At 38.7% G+C, this 15,075-nt stretch carries 12 protein-coding genes and 1 pseudogene; 1 reads left to right on the top strand and 12 read right to left on the bottom strand.

From position 1 onward, the window contains the following. Nucleotides 1–348: 348 nt before the first annotated feature. The 5 genes from F6K06_RS11725 to F6K06_RS11745 form a co-directional block, all read right to left on the bottom strand. Entirely contained in the window at nucleotides 349–1,848 is a 1,500-nt protein-coding gene (locus F6K06_RS11725; protein ID WP_287241094.1) for a UDP-N-acetylmuramoyl-L-alanyl-D-glutamate--2,6-diaminopimelate ligase, read from the bottom strand. Between the two features lie 301 nt (nucleotides 1,849–2,149). Then, nucleotides 2,150–2,425 (bottom strand): glutaredoxin family protein, encoded by a 276-nt coding sequence (locus F6K06_RS11730; protein WP_287241096.1) that lies wholly within the window; start codon nucleotides 2,423–2,425, stop codon nucleotides 2,150–2,152. Between the two features lie 207 nt (nucleotides 2,426–2,632). Next, entirely contained in the window at nucleotides 2,633–3,343 is a 711-nt protein-coding gene (locus tag F6K06_RS11735; RefSeq protein ID WP_287241098.1) for a hypothetical protein, read from the bottom strand. 1,178 nt (nucleotides 3,344–4,521) lie between these two features. Beyond that, nucleotides 4,522–5,763: a bifunctional ornithine acetyltransferase/N-acetylglutamate synthase gene (gene argJ / locus F6K06_RS11740; RefSeq protein WP_124144155.1), complete on the bottom strand. Its 1,242-nt coding sequence runs from the start codon at nucleotides 5,761–5,763 to the stop codon at nucleotides 4,522–4,524. Between the two features lie 398 nt (nucleotides 5,764–6,161). Then, a complete protein-coding gene (locus tag F6K06_RS11745; protein WP_353734942.1) occupies nucleotides 6,162–6,440 on the bottom strand; it encodes a methyltransferase in 279 nt (92 codons plus the stop codon). Between the two features lie 165 nt (nucleotides 6,441–6,605). On the opposite strand from F6K06_RS11745, the pseudogene F6K06_RS34540 reads away from it, so the two are divergent. Then, nucleotides 6,606–7,760, top strand: a pseudogene (locus tag F6K06_RS34540) (RNA-guided endonuclease InsQ/TnpB family protein). A 66-nt stretch (nucleotides 7,761–7,826) separates the two neighbouring features. On the opposite strand, the gene F6K06_RS11765 reads toward F6K06_RS34540, so the two are convergent. The 7 genes from F6K06_RS11765 to F6K06_RS11795 form a co-directional block, all read right to left on the bottom strand. Next, a complete protein-coding gene (locus F6K06_RS11765) occupies nucleotides 7,827–8,126 on the bottom strand; it encodes a methyltransferase dimerization domain-containing protein (protein WP_124154587.1) in 300 nt (99 codons plus the stop codon). Between the two features lie 752 nt (nucleotides 8,127–8,878). Further along, nucleotides 8,879–9,073 (bottom strand): hypothetical protein, encoded by a 195-nt coding sequence (locus F6K06_RS11770; RefSeq protein WP_287241103.1) that lies wholly within the window; start codon nucleotides 9,071–9,073, stop codon nucleotides 8,879–8,881. A 38-nt stretch (nucleotides 9,074–9,111) separates the two neighbouring features. Further along, entirely contained in the window at nucleotides 9,112–9,306 is a 195-nt protein-coding gene (locus F6K06_RS11775) for a hypothetical protein (protein ID WP_124144159.1), read from the bottom strand. 71 nt (nucleotides 9,307–9,377) lie between these two features. After that, the gene (locus F6K06_RS11780) at nucleotides 9,378–9,572 is read right to left on the bottom strand and encodes a hypothetical protein (RefSeq protein WP_124144160.1); all 195 of its coding nucleotides are present in this window, start codon (nucleotides 9,570–9,572) and stop codon (nucleotides 9,378–9,380) included. A gap of 597 nt (nucleotides 9,573–10,169) precedes the next feature. Further along, entirely contained in the window at nucleotides 10,170–11,765 is a 1,596-nt protein-coding gene (locus F6K06_RS11785; RefSeq protein ID WP_124144161.1) for a glycoside hydrolase family 57 protein, read from the bottom strand. Nucleotides 11,766–12,251: 486 nt separating this feature from the next. Then, entirely contained in the window at nucleotides 12,252–12,752 is a 501-nt protein-coding gene (locus F6K06_RS11790) for a pentapeptide repeat-containing protein (protein WP_161564416.1), read from the bottom strand. A 720-nt stretch (nucleotides 12,753–13,472) separates the two neighbouring features. Next, complete coding sequence (locus F6K06_RS11795) at nucleotides 13,473–15,032, bottom strand: NAD(P)/FAD-dependent oxidoreductase (protein ID WP_287241107.1); 1,560 nt, start codon at nucleotides 15,030–15,032, stop codon at nucleotides 13,473–13,475. Nucleotides 15,033–15,075: the final 43 nt, after the last annotated feature.

Genomic DNA, 15,075 nt, shown 5'->3' on the forward strand with positions numbered 1-15,075 from the left:
ACCCCCCAATTCTGGGGGGAATAAAAATTCATTAGCTGGTCAAAGTCCCCCAATGCGAGGGGGATTTAGGGGGCGTAGACCAGAACCAAATTTTGCCCCCCTAGCCCCCCAATTCTGGGGGGAACAAGAATTCATTAGCTGGTCAAAGTCCCCCAATGCGAGGGGGATTTAGGGGGCGTGGACCAGAACCAAATTTTGCCCCCCTAGCCCCCCAATTCTGGGGGGAACAAGAGTCAATGTGCTTCTAAAAGTCCCCCTCGCATTGGGGGATTTAGGGGGCTTTGATGTAGCAAATAAAACTTCTCAGACAACCTCTAAGCGAAGCGCAAAACCCAACCCAGGTCTACTTTACTTTTGACTTAAACCATACTTATCTTTCAAAGCATCTCTTGCTTGCTCCCGGTCATCAAAATGGATTTTCTCTGTTCCCAAAATTTGATAATCTTCGTGACCTTTTCCTGCTATTAATACCCCATCTCCAGGTTTTGCTTCCATAATGGCAGTACGAATAGCTTGGGAGCGATCGCCTATTACTAAAGGCTTAACTTCTGGAGATATTCCCTCTAAAATATCCTGTAATATTTTTTCCGGGTCTTCAGTGCGGGGGTTATCAGATGTCACTACAGCTAAGTCTGATAATTCAGCAGCTATTTTACCCATTTTTGGCCTTTTAGTACGGTCGCGATCGCCTCCACAACCAAATACACAAATCATTCGACCGGGAATAAAAGGTCGTGCTGCCTTTAATAAATTCTCTAAACTATCGGGAGTATGAGCATAGTCAACTATGACGCTGACATCTTGCTCGTTACTAACCTGTACCTTTTCCATCCGACCAGGAACCCCAGGAAATTCTGATAACTGAGCAACGACCATTGCTAAATCTAAACCAAAATGTAAAGCTGCTCCCACTGCTGCCAACATATTAGATAAATTATACTGTCCTACCAGTGGCAAACTAAAAGGAATTTCACCTTGGGGAGTATGCAGAATTCCTTTAACTCCGGTGGGTTGATATTCTAAATCTGAAGCCCAAAAATCGGCGGAAGTGTTGCTCGTACTATAGCTCCAAACTTGCTCCGGTTCCATTCTGGCGATTAACTTTTTACCGTAGGGGTCGTCAGCATTAACTATAGCGCGATCCTTGAGATAGTCTGAGCTAAAAAGTAGCGCTTTTGCCTCAAAGTAATCATCCATATCTTTGTGATAGTCGAGATGGTCTTGAGTCAAATTGGTAAATACTGCCACCTCAAAACTACAACCCCAAACTCGCTTTTGATGTAGAGAGTGGGAACTAACTTCCATAACTCCATATTTGCTACCTGCTGCTACTGCTTGCGCCAGTTGTTTTTGCAATTCCACTGGAAAAGGTGTGGTGTAAGCTGCTGTTTCCTCAAAACCAGGCCAACGAGCGTAGAGAGTGCCGAATAAAGCAGTTGGTAGTTGAACGTTATTGAGGAGAAATTCTACTAAGTGGGTGGTGGTTGTTTTGCCGTTGGTGCCAGTAATACCTACCATCTTCATTTTTTGCCCTGGATAGTCATAGAATGCTGTAGCAACTTCTGGACAAGTTTGAGTCATGTCAGCAACTGGGATAACACATTCATTTTTTGGTTGGTGTTTTTGAGCTGCTTGTTGAGAAACTAAAGCTGCCACTGCACCATTAGCGATGGCGCTTTCCCAAAATTCTCCTCCATCCACACGGGTACCTGGCATTCCTAAAAATAAATCCCCTGTCTGACAAGCATGGGAATTTGTGGCTAAACCTTTGATTTCTGTCTCTAATGCAGGATGATTATTGGCAAGGGAAATACTGGGAACTTTTGCTAATAATTCTCTCAATTTCATGTTAGGAACTCCTATCGTTTTTTGCTAAAATTTAGGACTTTTTATCAACAGAATTTTTTGGTTATCAATACCACAAGTTTACCGAATAATTAATAATTAATAATTAAATAATTCTGGTTTAAAGCCTCCCCTTTTAAGGGGAAAAAAGCGGTCGATCCAATCGACCATTTGTAGACGCGGAGCTGCTTGTCTTGAGTATCCCCTATCATACGCCTTGAGAGCTGACCGCTGACTGCTGACTGCCGACTGCTATTTTCAACCAGAGGTAATTATCAATTATCCATGATCAATTATCAATTAATTAAAAATATTTTTGTAACATTTGCTGCAATTTTCTCACTGACATTCTGGGAGAGGGACGTGGTATGAATTGTTCAGTTGTGGTATCCGCTTCACAGACAGAAAGTACGGGCACTTCATATTGATATGCTTGAAACCAATCATCACGAGTGGTAATGTCTCTAATCTCTAAGTGGAATTTACAGGGGTTTTCAGAGTCTTTCAGTATTTCTTCGAGTTTTTCTTGGAGTCCTTCGCAAAGATGGCAACCTGGTTTACTGTATAAAATTAGGTTCATGGTTGAGATTAAATCCTTCAGCTTATATCAAATCTGCTTGAATACTTATTATATAGTTGGGAGTAGGGAAGTGGGGGAGTGAGGGAGTGGGGGACTAGGGGAGTAAAGCTTTAAACTCAGACAAAACAAGATTTTTCCTTCTTCCCTCTTCCCTCTTCCCTCTTCCCTCTTCCCTCTTCCCTCTTCCCTCTTCCTTCTTCAATGGATTTAATTTTGACCCCGTTTACACAAACGCTGCAAAATATTGCGACGAAAAGCTTGTAATTCTATAGAAGGTTTCTTAACTTTAAATACTTCTGATAAAGCGTCAGACCATAAATTACGTTCAGCAAAAAATTGAAATCTAGCAAAAGCGATCGCTTCTTTTGTCGCTCCTTGTTTGTTTAAATCTTGATCGAGTTTGGCTAAACCTTGAGTAATAGTTTCATGTTCTTCCACATCCATAATGCTAAAAGTTCTTTGTTCCATACCACCAATAGAATCTTTATCTTTACTCTCAAATGTTCTCCAACGATAAGTATTACCAGGTTCTAATTCTTCCCCAGTATAATCAACTATTTCTTCATTTTCTTGAATGTCAAAAGTCCACAAAACCTGATAGCTATTAGAGGGATGAATCTCAATTGTGTTTAATGGTCCTTGCCAAATAAATATAGGGCGAGTATTCCAAATTTTTCCTTCTACCTCTATTAGACCAGGAGAAACTAAACATAGGCCACCTCTAGAAGTACCCTCCTTCTGTTTTACTGGTGGGTCTTCATCGGATTGATTAAATACATCTTCAAAAGCTTTTTCCCAATTCTCATTAGAATTATTTTGTACTTGAGTAGTTTCTGCTATTACTCTTGGTAAATGTAAAGGCGTTGTTATTGTTAATGCTAAGAAAAATAACACCAGGTTTAATTTTTGATTGATCATAATTCTCGTTAATATAATTTAATTACAATTTTTATGAGTATTTATTCTTAGTTGAACAGAAATTATATCAAACATAGTTATAGCAATCCTAAATAGGTCGTGACAAATCAAAAAGTAAATAAAAAAGATGAAACTCTTGCCAGTTAAGTGTTCCCAGTTAAGTGTTCCCTAAAAAGCAGTAAGATTTTTGACACGAATAAAATAGGGTTGCTATAGTTAACTATACTATTTCCCTTTTCTCAATACAAATGATTTTCATAAATTCATATTATTTCAATAGTTAAAAAATGTTAAGACTATCATTACATTCTACCAATTAATGGGTTTAAATAAATTTGATGATTTTCAATACATGAATTACCATCTATTAAAAGGTATCTTAAGCTTTACTACAATATTATAGGCTAACTTTCCTGTAACTTTCCCGTCTTGCATAAGCTATTCTTACCCATAAATAGAGTCTTATATATACATCACTTTAATCAGGAACTTATCTACTTGTTGGAGATAAAGATATTGTTGGTGGCGATCGCTCCTCAAAACAACTCAAAAAGCCATCGCATCTCATCATATTTTTGTAAGCATTCAGCAGTCAGCTATCAGCTTTATTATCTTTAAAGGAGAAAAAAGCAATTTTATCAAAGCTTTAGAGTACGAATCTTTGTTTGAGAATGTAGTAAAAATTAAACGAATGCTTGCTTCATTCATTAAAAAGCTTATAGCTGAGAGTTATATCATGTCCGGATAATTAGTTATAAAAAAACTTTCTCCTTCTTCTCCTGTTGTTCTTCTTTATTACCTCTTTCCTCCTGACTCCTGACTCGGTCCTGCTGACTCCTCCGTAGTTATTTATTTATCACTGTTTAACCAGACATGATATTAATAGCTGAATGCTTACATATTTTTTCAGCAATAGACATCTCCAAAAATCAAAAAAAAATCAATTATCGTACATAAATTATCAGTTATTTCCCCCTCCATACCTATTCCCTATTCCCTATTCCCTCTTTTCTGGAGATGTCTAATAATATTACAGGACTTACGCACGGACACTAAATCCAGTGAGGGTGCCATTCAGAGCTTTGCGGAGCGCAAATGCCATTTGCTTCGCATAACTATCGTTAACGCCCCTACAGATGGTGCTTTCAAAGTCAATTTGCGTAAGTCCTGATTAATTATCAGGTAGTGTACTCAGCGTTAATTTTCACATAATCATAACTCAGGTCACATCCCCAAGCTTTCCCACTACCACCACCATCGCCAACTTTGACAGAAATTAACACAGTATCATCCTTCAAATATTCTCCCGCTGCTCTCTGTTTCAAATACTCGCTAGCAGCAGCTCGGTCAAAATCTAAAGGTTGACCGTTTTCCATCATCAAAAAGTCTCCCAACTTTATCTGTAACTGCTCCTGCTCAAACTTGACTCCAGCGCGACCAGCAGCTCCAGCAATTCTTCCCCAGTTGGGGTCGCGACCAAAAATAGCTGATTTTACCAGAGAAGATCCGGCAATAGTCTTAGCAATTTTATTCGCAGATGCTTCATCAGATGTTCCTGTAACCTGAACTTCCATCAGACAAGTGGCACCCTCTCCATCACGAGCGATCGCTTTTGCAAAATATACACAAACTTCTGTCAACATCGCCTCCAACTTTTCCGCCTCCACCCCCGCATTAGTAATAGCAGAGGTGCGAGATTGACCATTTGCCAAAGCAATTACTGTATCATTGGTACTCGTATCCCCATCAACAGTAATTTGATTAAAACTACGATTAACTGCTCTAGTTAACATCTCTTGCCATAATGGAGGAGAAACTGCTGCATCACAAGTTACAAATGACAGCATTGTTGCCATATTCGGATGGATCATGCCAGAACCTTTAGCAATACCACCAATACGCACCGGGCGATCGCCCATTTGAGTTTCCAGAGCAATTGACTTTGTGACTAAGTCTGTAGTAACAATAGCTTTAGCTGCTGCCTCTCCCCCTTCGGTGGAAACTGTAGAGACTAACTGGGGAATTGCTGCTTTGAGAGCATCCATTTTAATTCGTTTGCCAATAACTCCTGTAGAAGCTAGTAATATTGACTCTGGAGAAATATTGAGTGTTTTCCCCAATACTTCCGCGCTTTCCACAGCATCCTGCCAACCTAAACTTCCAGTCACAGCATTTGCTTGCCCAGCATTACACAAAATTGCTCTAGCACTTGGTTTAGCTTCTAGCTGTTGCCGACAGTAGTCCACACAAGCAGCTCGTACTTGACTTGTCGTGAAGACTCCAGCTGCGATCGCATCTACATCTGATAATATCAAGGCCAAGTCTGGTGCTCCAGAGGGTTTTAACCCCGCAGTAACTCCTGTTGCCCGATATCCTTTGGGAGCTGTTACTCCGCCAGTTATTACTTGCCAGTCTGACATTTTTCTTTCCTTGATTTGATAATTGTGCTGACTGGTAATTATAAATTATTTGGGGGGTATTACAGACTAAACTTCATCATAAATCTAGATTTTCATTTGAAGATCAAAAAATCAGTTGCAACTTCCTTTGATGGATATCTCAAAATTATTATAGATCGGGACTTACGCACGAGGCACGAAACAGAAGCGTTTGAGATTGCTTTCCGTTCCCGACTGCTCCGCAAACCCATAGGGTCGCAATTACGGAAATACGTTCTACTGCATAAGTCCTATTGATATTTTCTTGTTTGAGATATTCCATCAATCCTAATATTTGTGGCTACTCCCACAAGACCTTGCTATCATAAACTAGAGCATTTCGTTTATCCTTAAGTTTCTGTTCTTCAATAATTACTGCCTCAATTTCTTCTACAATCTGCTCGGAAACTCCCATTAAACCAGCCATTTTCCGACAACACCCCAGTCATAGTAGGATAAGCTTCAAGAATAGAAGATAGCAGTTTGCCATTACCACCACCCACATCAACCAATTTACCAATAGATGAAAAATTGTAAGCAGCTAAGATACTAACATTTACAACTCCTGAAAGATCTGTCATCGCCTGATCGAAAGTTTTTGCTGAGGCAGAGTTTTGCTTGAAGAACTCGTAAAAATTCATCCCATACAAGTTCTCCAAAGCGTTATCTCCTGTCTATATGCTATACATTATACTCCCCCAGACTTGATAATGTTCTTCTCCTAACATGATTGCATAGGTTTTTAAGGAGCATTGACTTAATCAAAGAATAACGATATAATAAGTTATAAACCGTACTATTAGATAGGCTGTGTTTAGAAGTAAATGAAATCTATTAGAACCAAGCTCAAACTTAATAACAAGCAGAAAACTCTGATGGCTCAACACTTAGGCTACTCACGTTTCTGTTATAATTGGGGTTTAAGTTTATGGAATGCTGCATATATTGATGGTTACAAGCCAAACATTCGTATAATTAGAGAGGTTTTTACTAACCACACAAAGCCTTTATATCCCTGGATGAAAACTTGTCATCTAAAGTTTACCAATATGCTTTCCGAAACTTAGGTGAAGCATTTAAAAGGTTCTTTAAAGGATTAGGAAAATACCCAAAGTTTAAAAAGAAGGGTAGGTCTGATTCTTTTCCTTCGGAATGCTACGCAAACACAATTGATAATTCTGGAAAACCAATAGAACTAAATGGATGGAATCATAAATTACCTTTTATTGGTATGGTCAAAACTTATGAACCCATTGAGGCAACAACTAAAAAAATCACTATTAGCAGACAAGCTTCGGATTGGTATCTCAGTTGTAGCTATGAATTTCGTTCTCACACTACACCCAAAAAAACTGATGTAGTAGGTGTAGATTTAGGTGTGAAAACCTTAGCGACATTAAGTGATGGAAAAGTATTTGAGAGTGTGAGATCGTATCATAAATTTGAAGCTAAGTTATCTCGACTGCAATACCTAAATCGTCATAAAGAGGTAGGCTCTGCTAACTGGAGGGCGGCACAACGGAAGATAGCCAGGTTGCATAGAAAAGTAGCAAACATCCGTAAAGACGCACTTCATAAACTGACAACATATTTAGCCAAAAACCACGGCAGTGTTGTCATAGAAGATTTAAACGTCAAGGGTATGTTAGCTAACCATAAGTTAGCGAAAATCAGTTAGCAGATAGTGATTTTATGAATTTCGGAGACAGCTTAAGTATAAATGCCAATGGTACGGCTCTAAGTTAGTAGTAGTTGATAGATTCTTTCCATCATCAAAAACTTGTTCTAACTGCGGTCACGTCCAAGATCTGCCATTAAACCTGAGAACTTATAACTGCCCAGATTGTGGGTTGTCAATAGATAGAGATTTAAACGCCAGTATAAATTTAAGAAAGCGAGTGCTAATTGGCGAGGAAACCTCAGAATGCAAGACACACTCAAGAGATGCGGTCGGCTCGACCGTGAATGCCTGTGCATGAATGCCTGTGGATGAGTAACCGCCGACGGCCTCAGTAGAAACAGGAAGTAAACATCAAGTTGTCACTTTATGTGACGCTTTGTATAAGTTTTATAGAGCAGTTAGGAACATCACTTTGCAAATATGCTGCTAGTGGAGTTAGCTGAAAATAGTGGGGCTGAGTTTCTGCAAAAATGCCGACACTGGCTAAAGCTCGTAACAGTCGATAAATTGCATCTTTGTTGGTATTAGTGGCACTGGCCAAGGCATCAGAGTGTTGTTCTCCGTCTTTGAGCAGATCGGCAATCCCGAGTTTTGCAGCAATATAAATACACTGTGAAATACGGTAACCTCGAATTGCTTCTAGTAGAGTTGTTGGAGATGGCATTGAAAATATATACTAACAGATAGTGAGTGAATATAAACTATTTTACAAGATGATCTCATCTCATGTCCATTAGTATAGTTTGTGTTAGAACTTACGCAGAAACCGGGTTTATATCAAATCTGTTGGCTTCGGAGTAATATAATTCAGTCGATCGTCATACAATGGGTAAGGGCGAATGGCCATTTGCGCTCCGCAAAGCTCCGAATGGCATCCCTACAATATAGGGCGAATACCATTCGCCCCTACATATTTAATACTGAATAACACCGATGCTACCAGATTTGATATTATCCACACATTTCCTGATTTGAAAGACAATAATCTGGGAAATCAACCCGGTTTCTTGTTTGGGTAAGTAATACCATGCCTGGTTGAATACTTATAAATAAACGATGGAATCCTCAGGAGTCAGGAGGGAATCAAGAAGAAAGAAGCAAGAAAAAAGAGGAGTAAAAGGAGAAAGTTTTTCGATCGCTAATTATCCTGACATGATATAAGTCCTGTTTGTAAAAGCTGGGGAAAGATCTACTATATTAGAGAAAAAATTTAGTCGCAACTTAACTACAGTAGTTAAGTTGCGACTAATGAGTCAAAAAAATCATATCATGTCTATTGGTATCGTTGGTGTAAAAGTTGAGGAAATATCTACCATATTTAAGATTTTCCTTCTTTTTTCTTTCTTCTTCCTTACTTTTGCTATACAAGACCGATGCTACCAAACATGATATCACTCAATTATTAGGAAAATATTTTTAACTCATAGAAGCATGACTACGGTCATAAGTAGTGACAAAACTAGGATGAGGTTTTCCTTGAATATTTCCCCAGTAATTATCTGCTTCCACGCCCACTTCTGTGGCGGTGCGGTTCAGCATTGACTGTTGACGATTTTTCACTAGGTTGTGATGACGGATCATTAAAGAACGAGCTTGATTTTCTACATACATATTTTTCATTCTCCTGTTGCTGACTTTTGATTTTCACTCTAGCTCATAGAAGCATGACTACGGTCATAAGTAGTGACAAAACTAGGATGAGGTTTTCCTTGAATATTTCCCCAGTAATTATCTGCTTCCACGCCCACTTCTGTGGCGGTGCGGTTCAGCATTGACTGTTGACGATTTTTCACTAGGTTATGATGACGGATCATTAAAGAGCGTGCTTGATTTTCTACCGACATATTTTTAATTCTCCTGTTTGATTAACTGTTGTTTGTTAAAGATTAATGATGATGGCAAGAAAGAAAATAAATTAGCTCATTGAAGCATGACCACGCTCATAATTTTTCCTAAAGCTAGGCTGTACTTTTCCTTGAATGTGGCCCCAATAGTTACTATTTTCTAAGCCCACTTCTACAGCTACTCTGTTTAGCATTGACTGTTGACGATTTTTTACTAAGTGGTGGTGACGTACCATTAAAGAGCGTGTTTGAGTTTCAGTAAACATATTTGATTTTCTCCCCTAATTATTGAACTTATGTTTGGGAAGCTTTTTTCCCTTACATTTTTATATTAACTAAAAATTCTGTAACTTTTGCTACAAAATGCTAATTATTTACAAATCTTTATTTTTATTAATTCTAAACGCTATATGTAGAGTTGCAATATATTAAACTTATATATGTAGCGTTCTGGCGCAATAAGGTATAGCGCTGTGCGCAGGCAACAGCTCATCTGGCAAGAGCTCATCTGGGGGAATAAATTGCTGATCATATAAGACTTTTAGCTATTTGGCCTCTCCTGCAATTTGTAAATATACCAGCGCTCATTGCTATAGAAGGAAAGGTGAGAAGGGGGAAAGTTTTTCGATCGCTAGAAATCTCCAATACAGCGCTTTTGCTAATTTATGAACCACATCTTCACAAACAAAACCTTGTAGGGACTAACCATAGGAACGTCCCTACTGTGGTCTACCCAAATGAAAACCGCTGTCATAAAAAAGAAAATAAATTATCCCACATAAATCATCAATTATTTCCCCTCCTGGGAGGGGGAGGGGCGAGGGGTGGGTTCCCTACTCCCTACTTCCTACTCCCTCTTTTAACTACTGAAAAAGTGGTTTGTACACTCGATAGTTGATTTGAGGAAAGATATTGTCGATCACCTCCAGCTTTTCCAACCAACCTGAATCAATCTTTCCCTGTAGAATATCTTCATAGAGCTTATTAAAACGCATCAAATGGGACCTTGTTCTCCGCACAGCATAAGAAACCATAGTCCCCGTACTCATAATAAAAGCCCAATCAGAAGATTGAGCCAGCAAAAGTTCTCTGGCAGCTTGATTTAATGCCCGCAACTCCAACTCATCTGCTGGTGTTCGTCCCGCCAACTCAATCATTCGCTCTGCAGTAGTATGTAGATGAGGATAAATCCAAGAGTTAGTATTATTGAGCCAATATTCATGAAAACCCTTATATCCCCAACTAGACTGTGCTGGAAGACAAACTTGATGTTCTGGGTGTTTCTGCAAATAATCTGCTAAATGAGTCATCCGATAAGTACTTTGGTCATACCAAGTTTTACGGAAGAGGAAATCCAAAAACCAAGGTCCTTCATACCACCAGTGACCAAACAACTCAGCATCGTAAGGAGAAACAATAATCGGGAGTTGCTCCATAATATGGTATAAATGCTCAACCTGGCGTTCCCGATTAAACATAAAATTGCCAGCGTGTTCCGCAGCTTTTTCCCTGGCCCAGTACGGGTCGTAAAGTTGTTTATCTCCTAATCCCAAGCCACGACCTGTAATTTTATGATATTTAATACCAGTATTCTTCCTCTGGCCATTAGGCATAATATAAGGCTTTATATATTCATATTCTGCTTCCCAACCTAAATCTTTATAAAACTCTCGATATTCTGTGTCTCCTGGATATCCTACTTGGGAAGACCAAACCTGTTGAGAAGATTCATGGTCTCTGGAAAAAACAGCTACTCCTGTTTCTGTAAATATAGGAGCATAACTACCAAATCTAGGCCGTGGTCGAGCATAGAGTACGCCGTGGCTATCTGTTAAAAAGTAACGTATCCCAGCATCTGCCAACATTCGCTCCAGACCTTCATAATAGGCACATTCTGGCACCCAAATCCCTCTGGGACGACGGCCAAAATTTGCTTCATAATCTTGACAAGCAACCTCTATTTGTGCCCAGACTGCCTCCGGATACATTTTCATTAGTGGAAAGTAACCATGAGTGGCCCCACAGGTCATAATTTCTAGGTTATTGCTGTCTTGAAACTGTTTAAATGCAGAAATTAAGTCGCAGTCGTAACGTTCCCAGAGTTCTCGAACATTATTGAAGTGGGTGGCGTAATGTTCTGCAAGGTAGCGGATATGACCGTTATGGAGATTGTGGTCATATTCTTTTTCTGCTAATTCTTCAAGTAAGCTTAAATGGTGTTCATAGCGTTCTTGTAATAGTGGGTCTCGTAGCATAGACACCAAAGGTGGTGTGAGACTCATAGTAATTTTAAAGTCCACACCATCTCGTTTTAATCCCTCAAACATTTGTATTAGAGGGACATAAGTTTCGGTTATTGCTTCAAAGAGCCACTCTTCTTCTAGGACATAATCACTTTCTGGATGTCTGACAAAAGGTAGATGGGCATGAAGAACAAAGGCGAGGTAGCCAATAGCCATAGTTTTTAAGGGTAATTAATAAAAGGGCGAGTTAAAATTGAAAATATTTACAATGTTTCAAGATTGTAAGGGTAAAGGGTACAAAAGTTAACTAGCTATCAGCTTTTAGCTATCAGCTATCAGCTTTTATCAAAATAATTGGGTCGCGCCACCCTGCCTTGATTGGCGAAATATTTTTGGAGCGAAGCTCAAGTCCCCTACTTCCCCTCCTGGGAGGGGGAGGGGCGAGGGGTGGGTTAACTTCTGACTTTTGACTTCTGAGTTCTGATCTCTGACTTCGTTAACGCTCTGGGTAAAAATCCCCGGCTTCTGAGCAACCGGATGGCCCTCGGAGGAGTTGAAATCTCCTTTCCGTTCCGGAATGCTCCACAAACAAAGGCATCTCAAAAAAATCTGCTGAAAGCTGTTTGCGCAGCATTCCGCAGAAAAAGCTGACCGCTGAAGTGCTTCTTTAATATCAATTAGTAGCTGATACCTTAATTAAGCCTATTTGTATTGATATATGCTGCCATCAGGTAAGATTGCACCGTTGAGCTGGGCATCGATGAAGCTAGCATTACTAATATCAGTGTCCCGCAAATCTGCTCCTCTTAAATCGGCATTCCAAAAAATGGCTTCTGTGAGGTCTGCTCCGCGTAAATTGGCCTCTTGAAGATTTGCCCCCCAAAAGTTAGTAGATTTAAGGATAGACTTTTGTAAGTTAGCTTCTTGTAAGTTGGCGCTCTCGAATTTTGCCCCTGTTAAATCTGTGTTGGTAAAGTTGGCTTTTTCAAGGTTTGTACCAGAGAAGTTAGCATTTTTTAATACAGAACCAGTCACGTTCATTTTCTTATAATTAGAATCACTGAGATTTATATCGGAAAGGTTGCAGAAAAAACATTCTTTTGAACGTTTTAAAATTCGTACTTGCCACTTTGTATATGCAACTACAGGTGTAGCAAAAGCTATGGAAAATAATAGGGTTGTTATTAATATTTTAAATTTCATTTTAGCCATTAATATTTGAAGACAAAATAAGCTTTAGATAGCTAAGTTTATTATAGCAAGCGAGAAGGAAGAAGGAAGAGGGAAGTAATACCAAGTGTGATAAATGTTTGCCACATTATTCTTGAGCAGGGGAGTAGGGGAGTGGGGGAGTAGGGGAGAAGTAAACATCAGAATAATTGAAGTATCACCTAAAGTTAAGCATTCTTTTTTCACCCTTGCTATAAGAAGGAAAAATATAGCTTTGTCTGAGTTTTAAGCTTTCGATATATCCGCGCACTTTCCTTCGACTGCTATATCAGTATTATTTATTTAGTATTTAGGAATAAGCTTGTGTCAAGAGCGATCGCTATCTTAACCGGAGCGACATTTATAATTACAGTACTTAGGAAAAATACTAAATTATATACAATTTTTAGGGGTAAACGGCCGTTTACCCCTACTGCTGAATGCTTAATTAATAAATATCTTTTTCAATCAAATTTATGACTTTCATATACAGTTAAAATCAACCAATATCATGGTAAGCATTTCCTGCGGAATGCGGAGCTAACAGCCGTCAGTTATTAGCTATCAGCTATTAATGTTGGGAAAGGTAAAAACAACCTTTGAAATTTAGGAAAGAATAAAAAGTTACTGTCAAAGCCTTCTGACCCAACCTGAGAAGTAATTATTCATTATTAATTGCTGATAGCTGACTGCTAATAGCTGAATGCTTAAATATCATATAAAAAACCAAGCTAAACTCCCTAAAATTAACATTAGCCCAAATACATATATATAAATAGTTGTTCTTTGAGCCATCGCCCATATTTCACCATAACTAAGTTGGTGGTTTTGAATCATCATAAAAGCAGGAGGACTAAAAATAAAAGGCAATATCCGACTCAACAATAACCGGATAAAAAAGTTGATAGTCCACAGTCTTTTTCGAGGAATATTTTGATTATATTGCCAAGGAAAAGCAGTTTGAGCTAGACGTATTAAAGGCTTTATATCTGGAGAACGCAAAGACTCAAATAATGGCAAAGCATCAGAGATAATATCATTAGTTTGAGAAAGTGCTTGATCGAGAATACACACATCCTCCAAGGCAGAATTGACACCTTGTCCAATATCTGGTGGAAAACAATGGATGGCATCTCCCAATAATACTACTCCACCATTCTCCCTTGTTGGTAACAACCAATGTAGCCCAGAACAATATTGAGGCAGAGGAAAATATCCACCCTCACTTTTAGCAAAGCGATCGCTTTCTTCTGGCAATATTATTTGATTTATTGGCAACTGTGGAAATGCTTTCTCTAGAAATGCGTATAATTTTTCACCATCTGGCAAATTCCAGATTTCATGGTTTGGTGGCCTAATAATATTTGCTGTTCTCGGTTCGTTGGGTTGAGCAAAAGGTAAAATTCCAAGGGAGAGAGAATGCTGAGAATCTGAAAATGCTCCACGGATAGCATAAGCCATTGTGGAGACTGCACACTCTGAACTATTATGTTCTATGGGAAAGTTTGGTTGGATAGTTAAAACTTTGTATTTCAAACCAGAACTTGCAGAAGGAAAAAACTGCATTTTAAATTTATCTGTACCAGAATTATCCCACTTATCTAAAGTTTGTCTAACTAAGGAATTAATACCGTCACAACCTACCAAAAGATGTGGTTCAAATTGATATGTTTGTTGATTATCTTTTTCTTTTAATACACCGTCTACAGCCAGTTGTTGACTGTTCCCATCTACTTTTTCGGTCCTTTGGTATTCCCTTCTTCCTTCTTCCTTCTTCCTTCTTCCTTCTTCAATAATTTCTTGAGCAATGATTTGTAGTTTGGAGTTTTCTTGTACTATTTTTAAACATTTTGTATTGAACAAAACGGTAATACAATGCTGCCAATTTTCTTCAATTTCTTGAAATAATAACTGCAAAAACATGCGACGCTGTAACCAATAAGCAGTTTTTCTATTGGGGTCTACTATGGGCAATTTTGATGTTTTGCGATTACCATCAGCCTTAATTTCTGTGAGGTAAAAGTCTGTATTAGGAACGCTAATTTTTGCTAATTTTTCAGTTAAACCTAATAAATCAGTAAATTTTTGACCGCGCCCATCTATTAAATAATGGAATGATTTATCAGGTTCATAAAAATCAGCAGCAGGTCGTTTTTCTAATACTGTAATTTGATGCCAACCACGTTTAGCTAACATTATTGCAGTGGCAAAACCAGCCGGACCTCCACCGATAATTACTGCATTTTGGTTCGAGTTTTTTGTTTCTGTAGACATAATATGAAATACTAAAATTTTTGCTACAAATACGCACGGGTGT

The sequence above is a fragment of the Okeania sp. SIO1H4 genome (genome assembly GCF_010672695.1).
GTDB classification, from domain to species: domain Bacteria; phylum Cyanobacteriota; class Cyanobacteriia; order Cyanobacteriales; family Microcoleaceae; genus Okeania; species Okeania hirsuta.

Coding starts and splice junctions, on each gene's coding strand:
- argJ (WP_124144155.1), bottom strand. CDS start 5,763: ATGTCAGACTGGCAAGTAATAACTGGCGGAGTAACAGCTCCCAAAGGA.
- F6K06_RS11780 (WP_124144160.1), bottom strand. CDS start 9,572: ATGTTTACTGAAACTCAAACACGCTCTTTAATGGTACGTCACCACCAC.
- F6K06_RS11725 (WP_287241094.1), bottom strand. CDS start 1,848: ATGAAATTGAGAGAATTATTAGCAAAAGTTCCCAGTATTTCCCTTGCC.
- F6K06_RS11775 (WP_124144159.1), bottom strand. CDS start 9,306: ATGTCGGTAGAAAATCAAGCACGCTCTTTAATGATCCGTCATCATAAC.
- F6K06_RS11770 (WP_287241103.1), bottom strand. CDS start 9,073: ATGTATGTAGAAAATCAAGCTCGTTCTTTAATGATCCGTCATCACAAC.
- F6K06_RS11765 (WP_124154587.1), bottom strand. CDS start 8,126: ATGCCATCTCCAACAACTCTACTAGAAGCAATTCGAGGTTACCGTATT.
- F6K06_RS11795 (WP_287241107.1), bottom strand. CDS start 15,032: ATGTCTACAGAAACAAAAAACTCGAACCAAAATGCAGTAATTATCGGT.
- F6K06_RS11790 (WP_161564416.1), bottom strand. CDS start 12,752: ATGAAATTTAAAATATTAATAACAACCCTATTATTTTCCATAGCTTTT.
- F6K06_RS11730 (WP_287241096.1), bottom strand. CDS start 2,425: ATGAACCTAATTTTATACAGTAAACCAGGTTGCCATCTTTGCGAAGGA.
- F6K06_RS11735 (WP_287241098.1), bottom strand. CDS start 3,343: ATGATCAATCAAAAATTAAACCTGGTGTTATTTTTCTTAGCATTAACA.
- F6K06_RS11785 (WP_124144161.1), bottom strand. CDS start 11,765: ATGGCTATTGGCTACCTCGCCTTTGTTCTTCATGCCCATCTACCTTTT.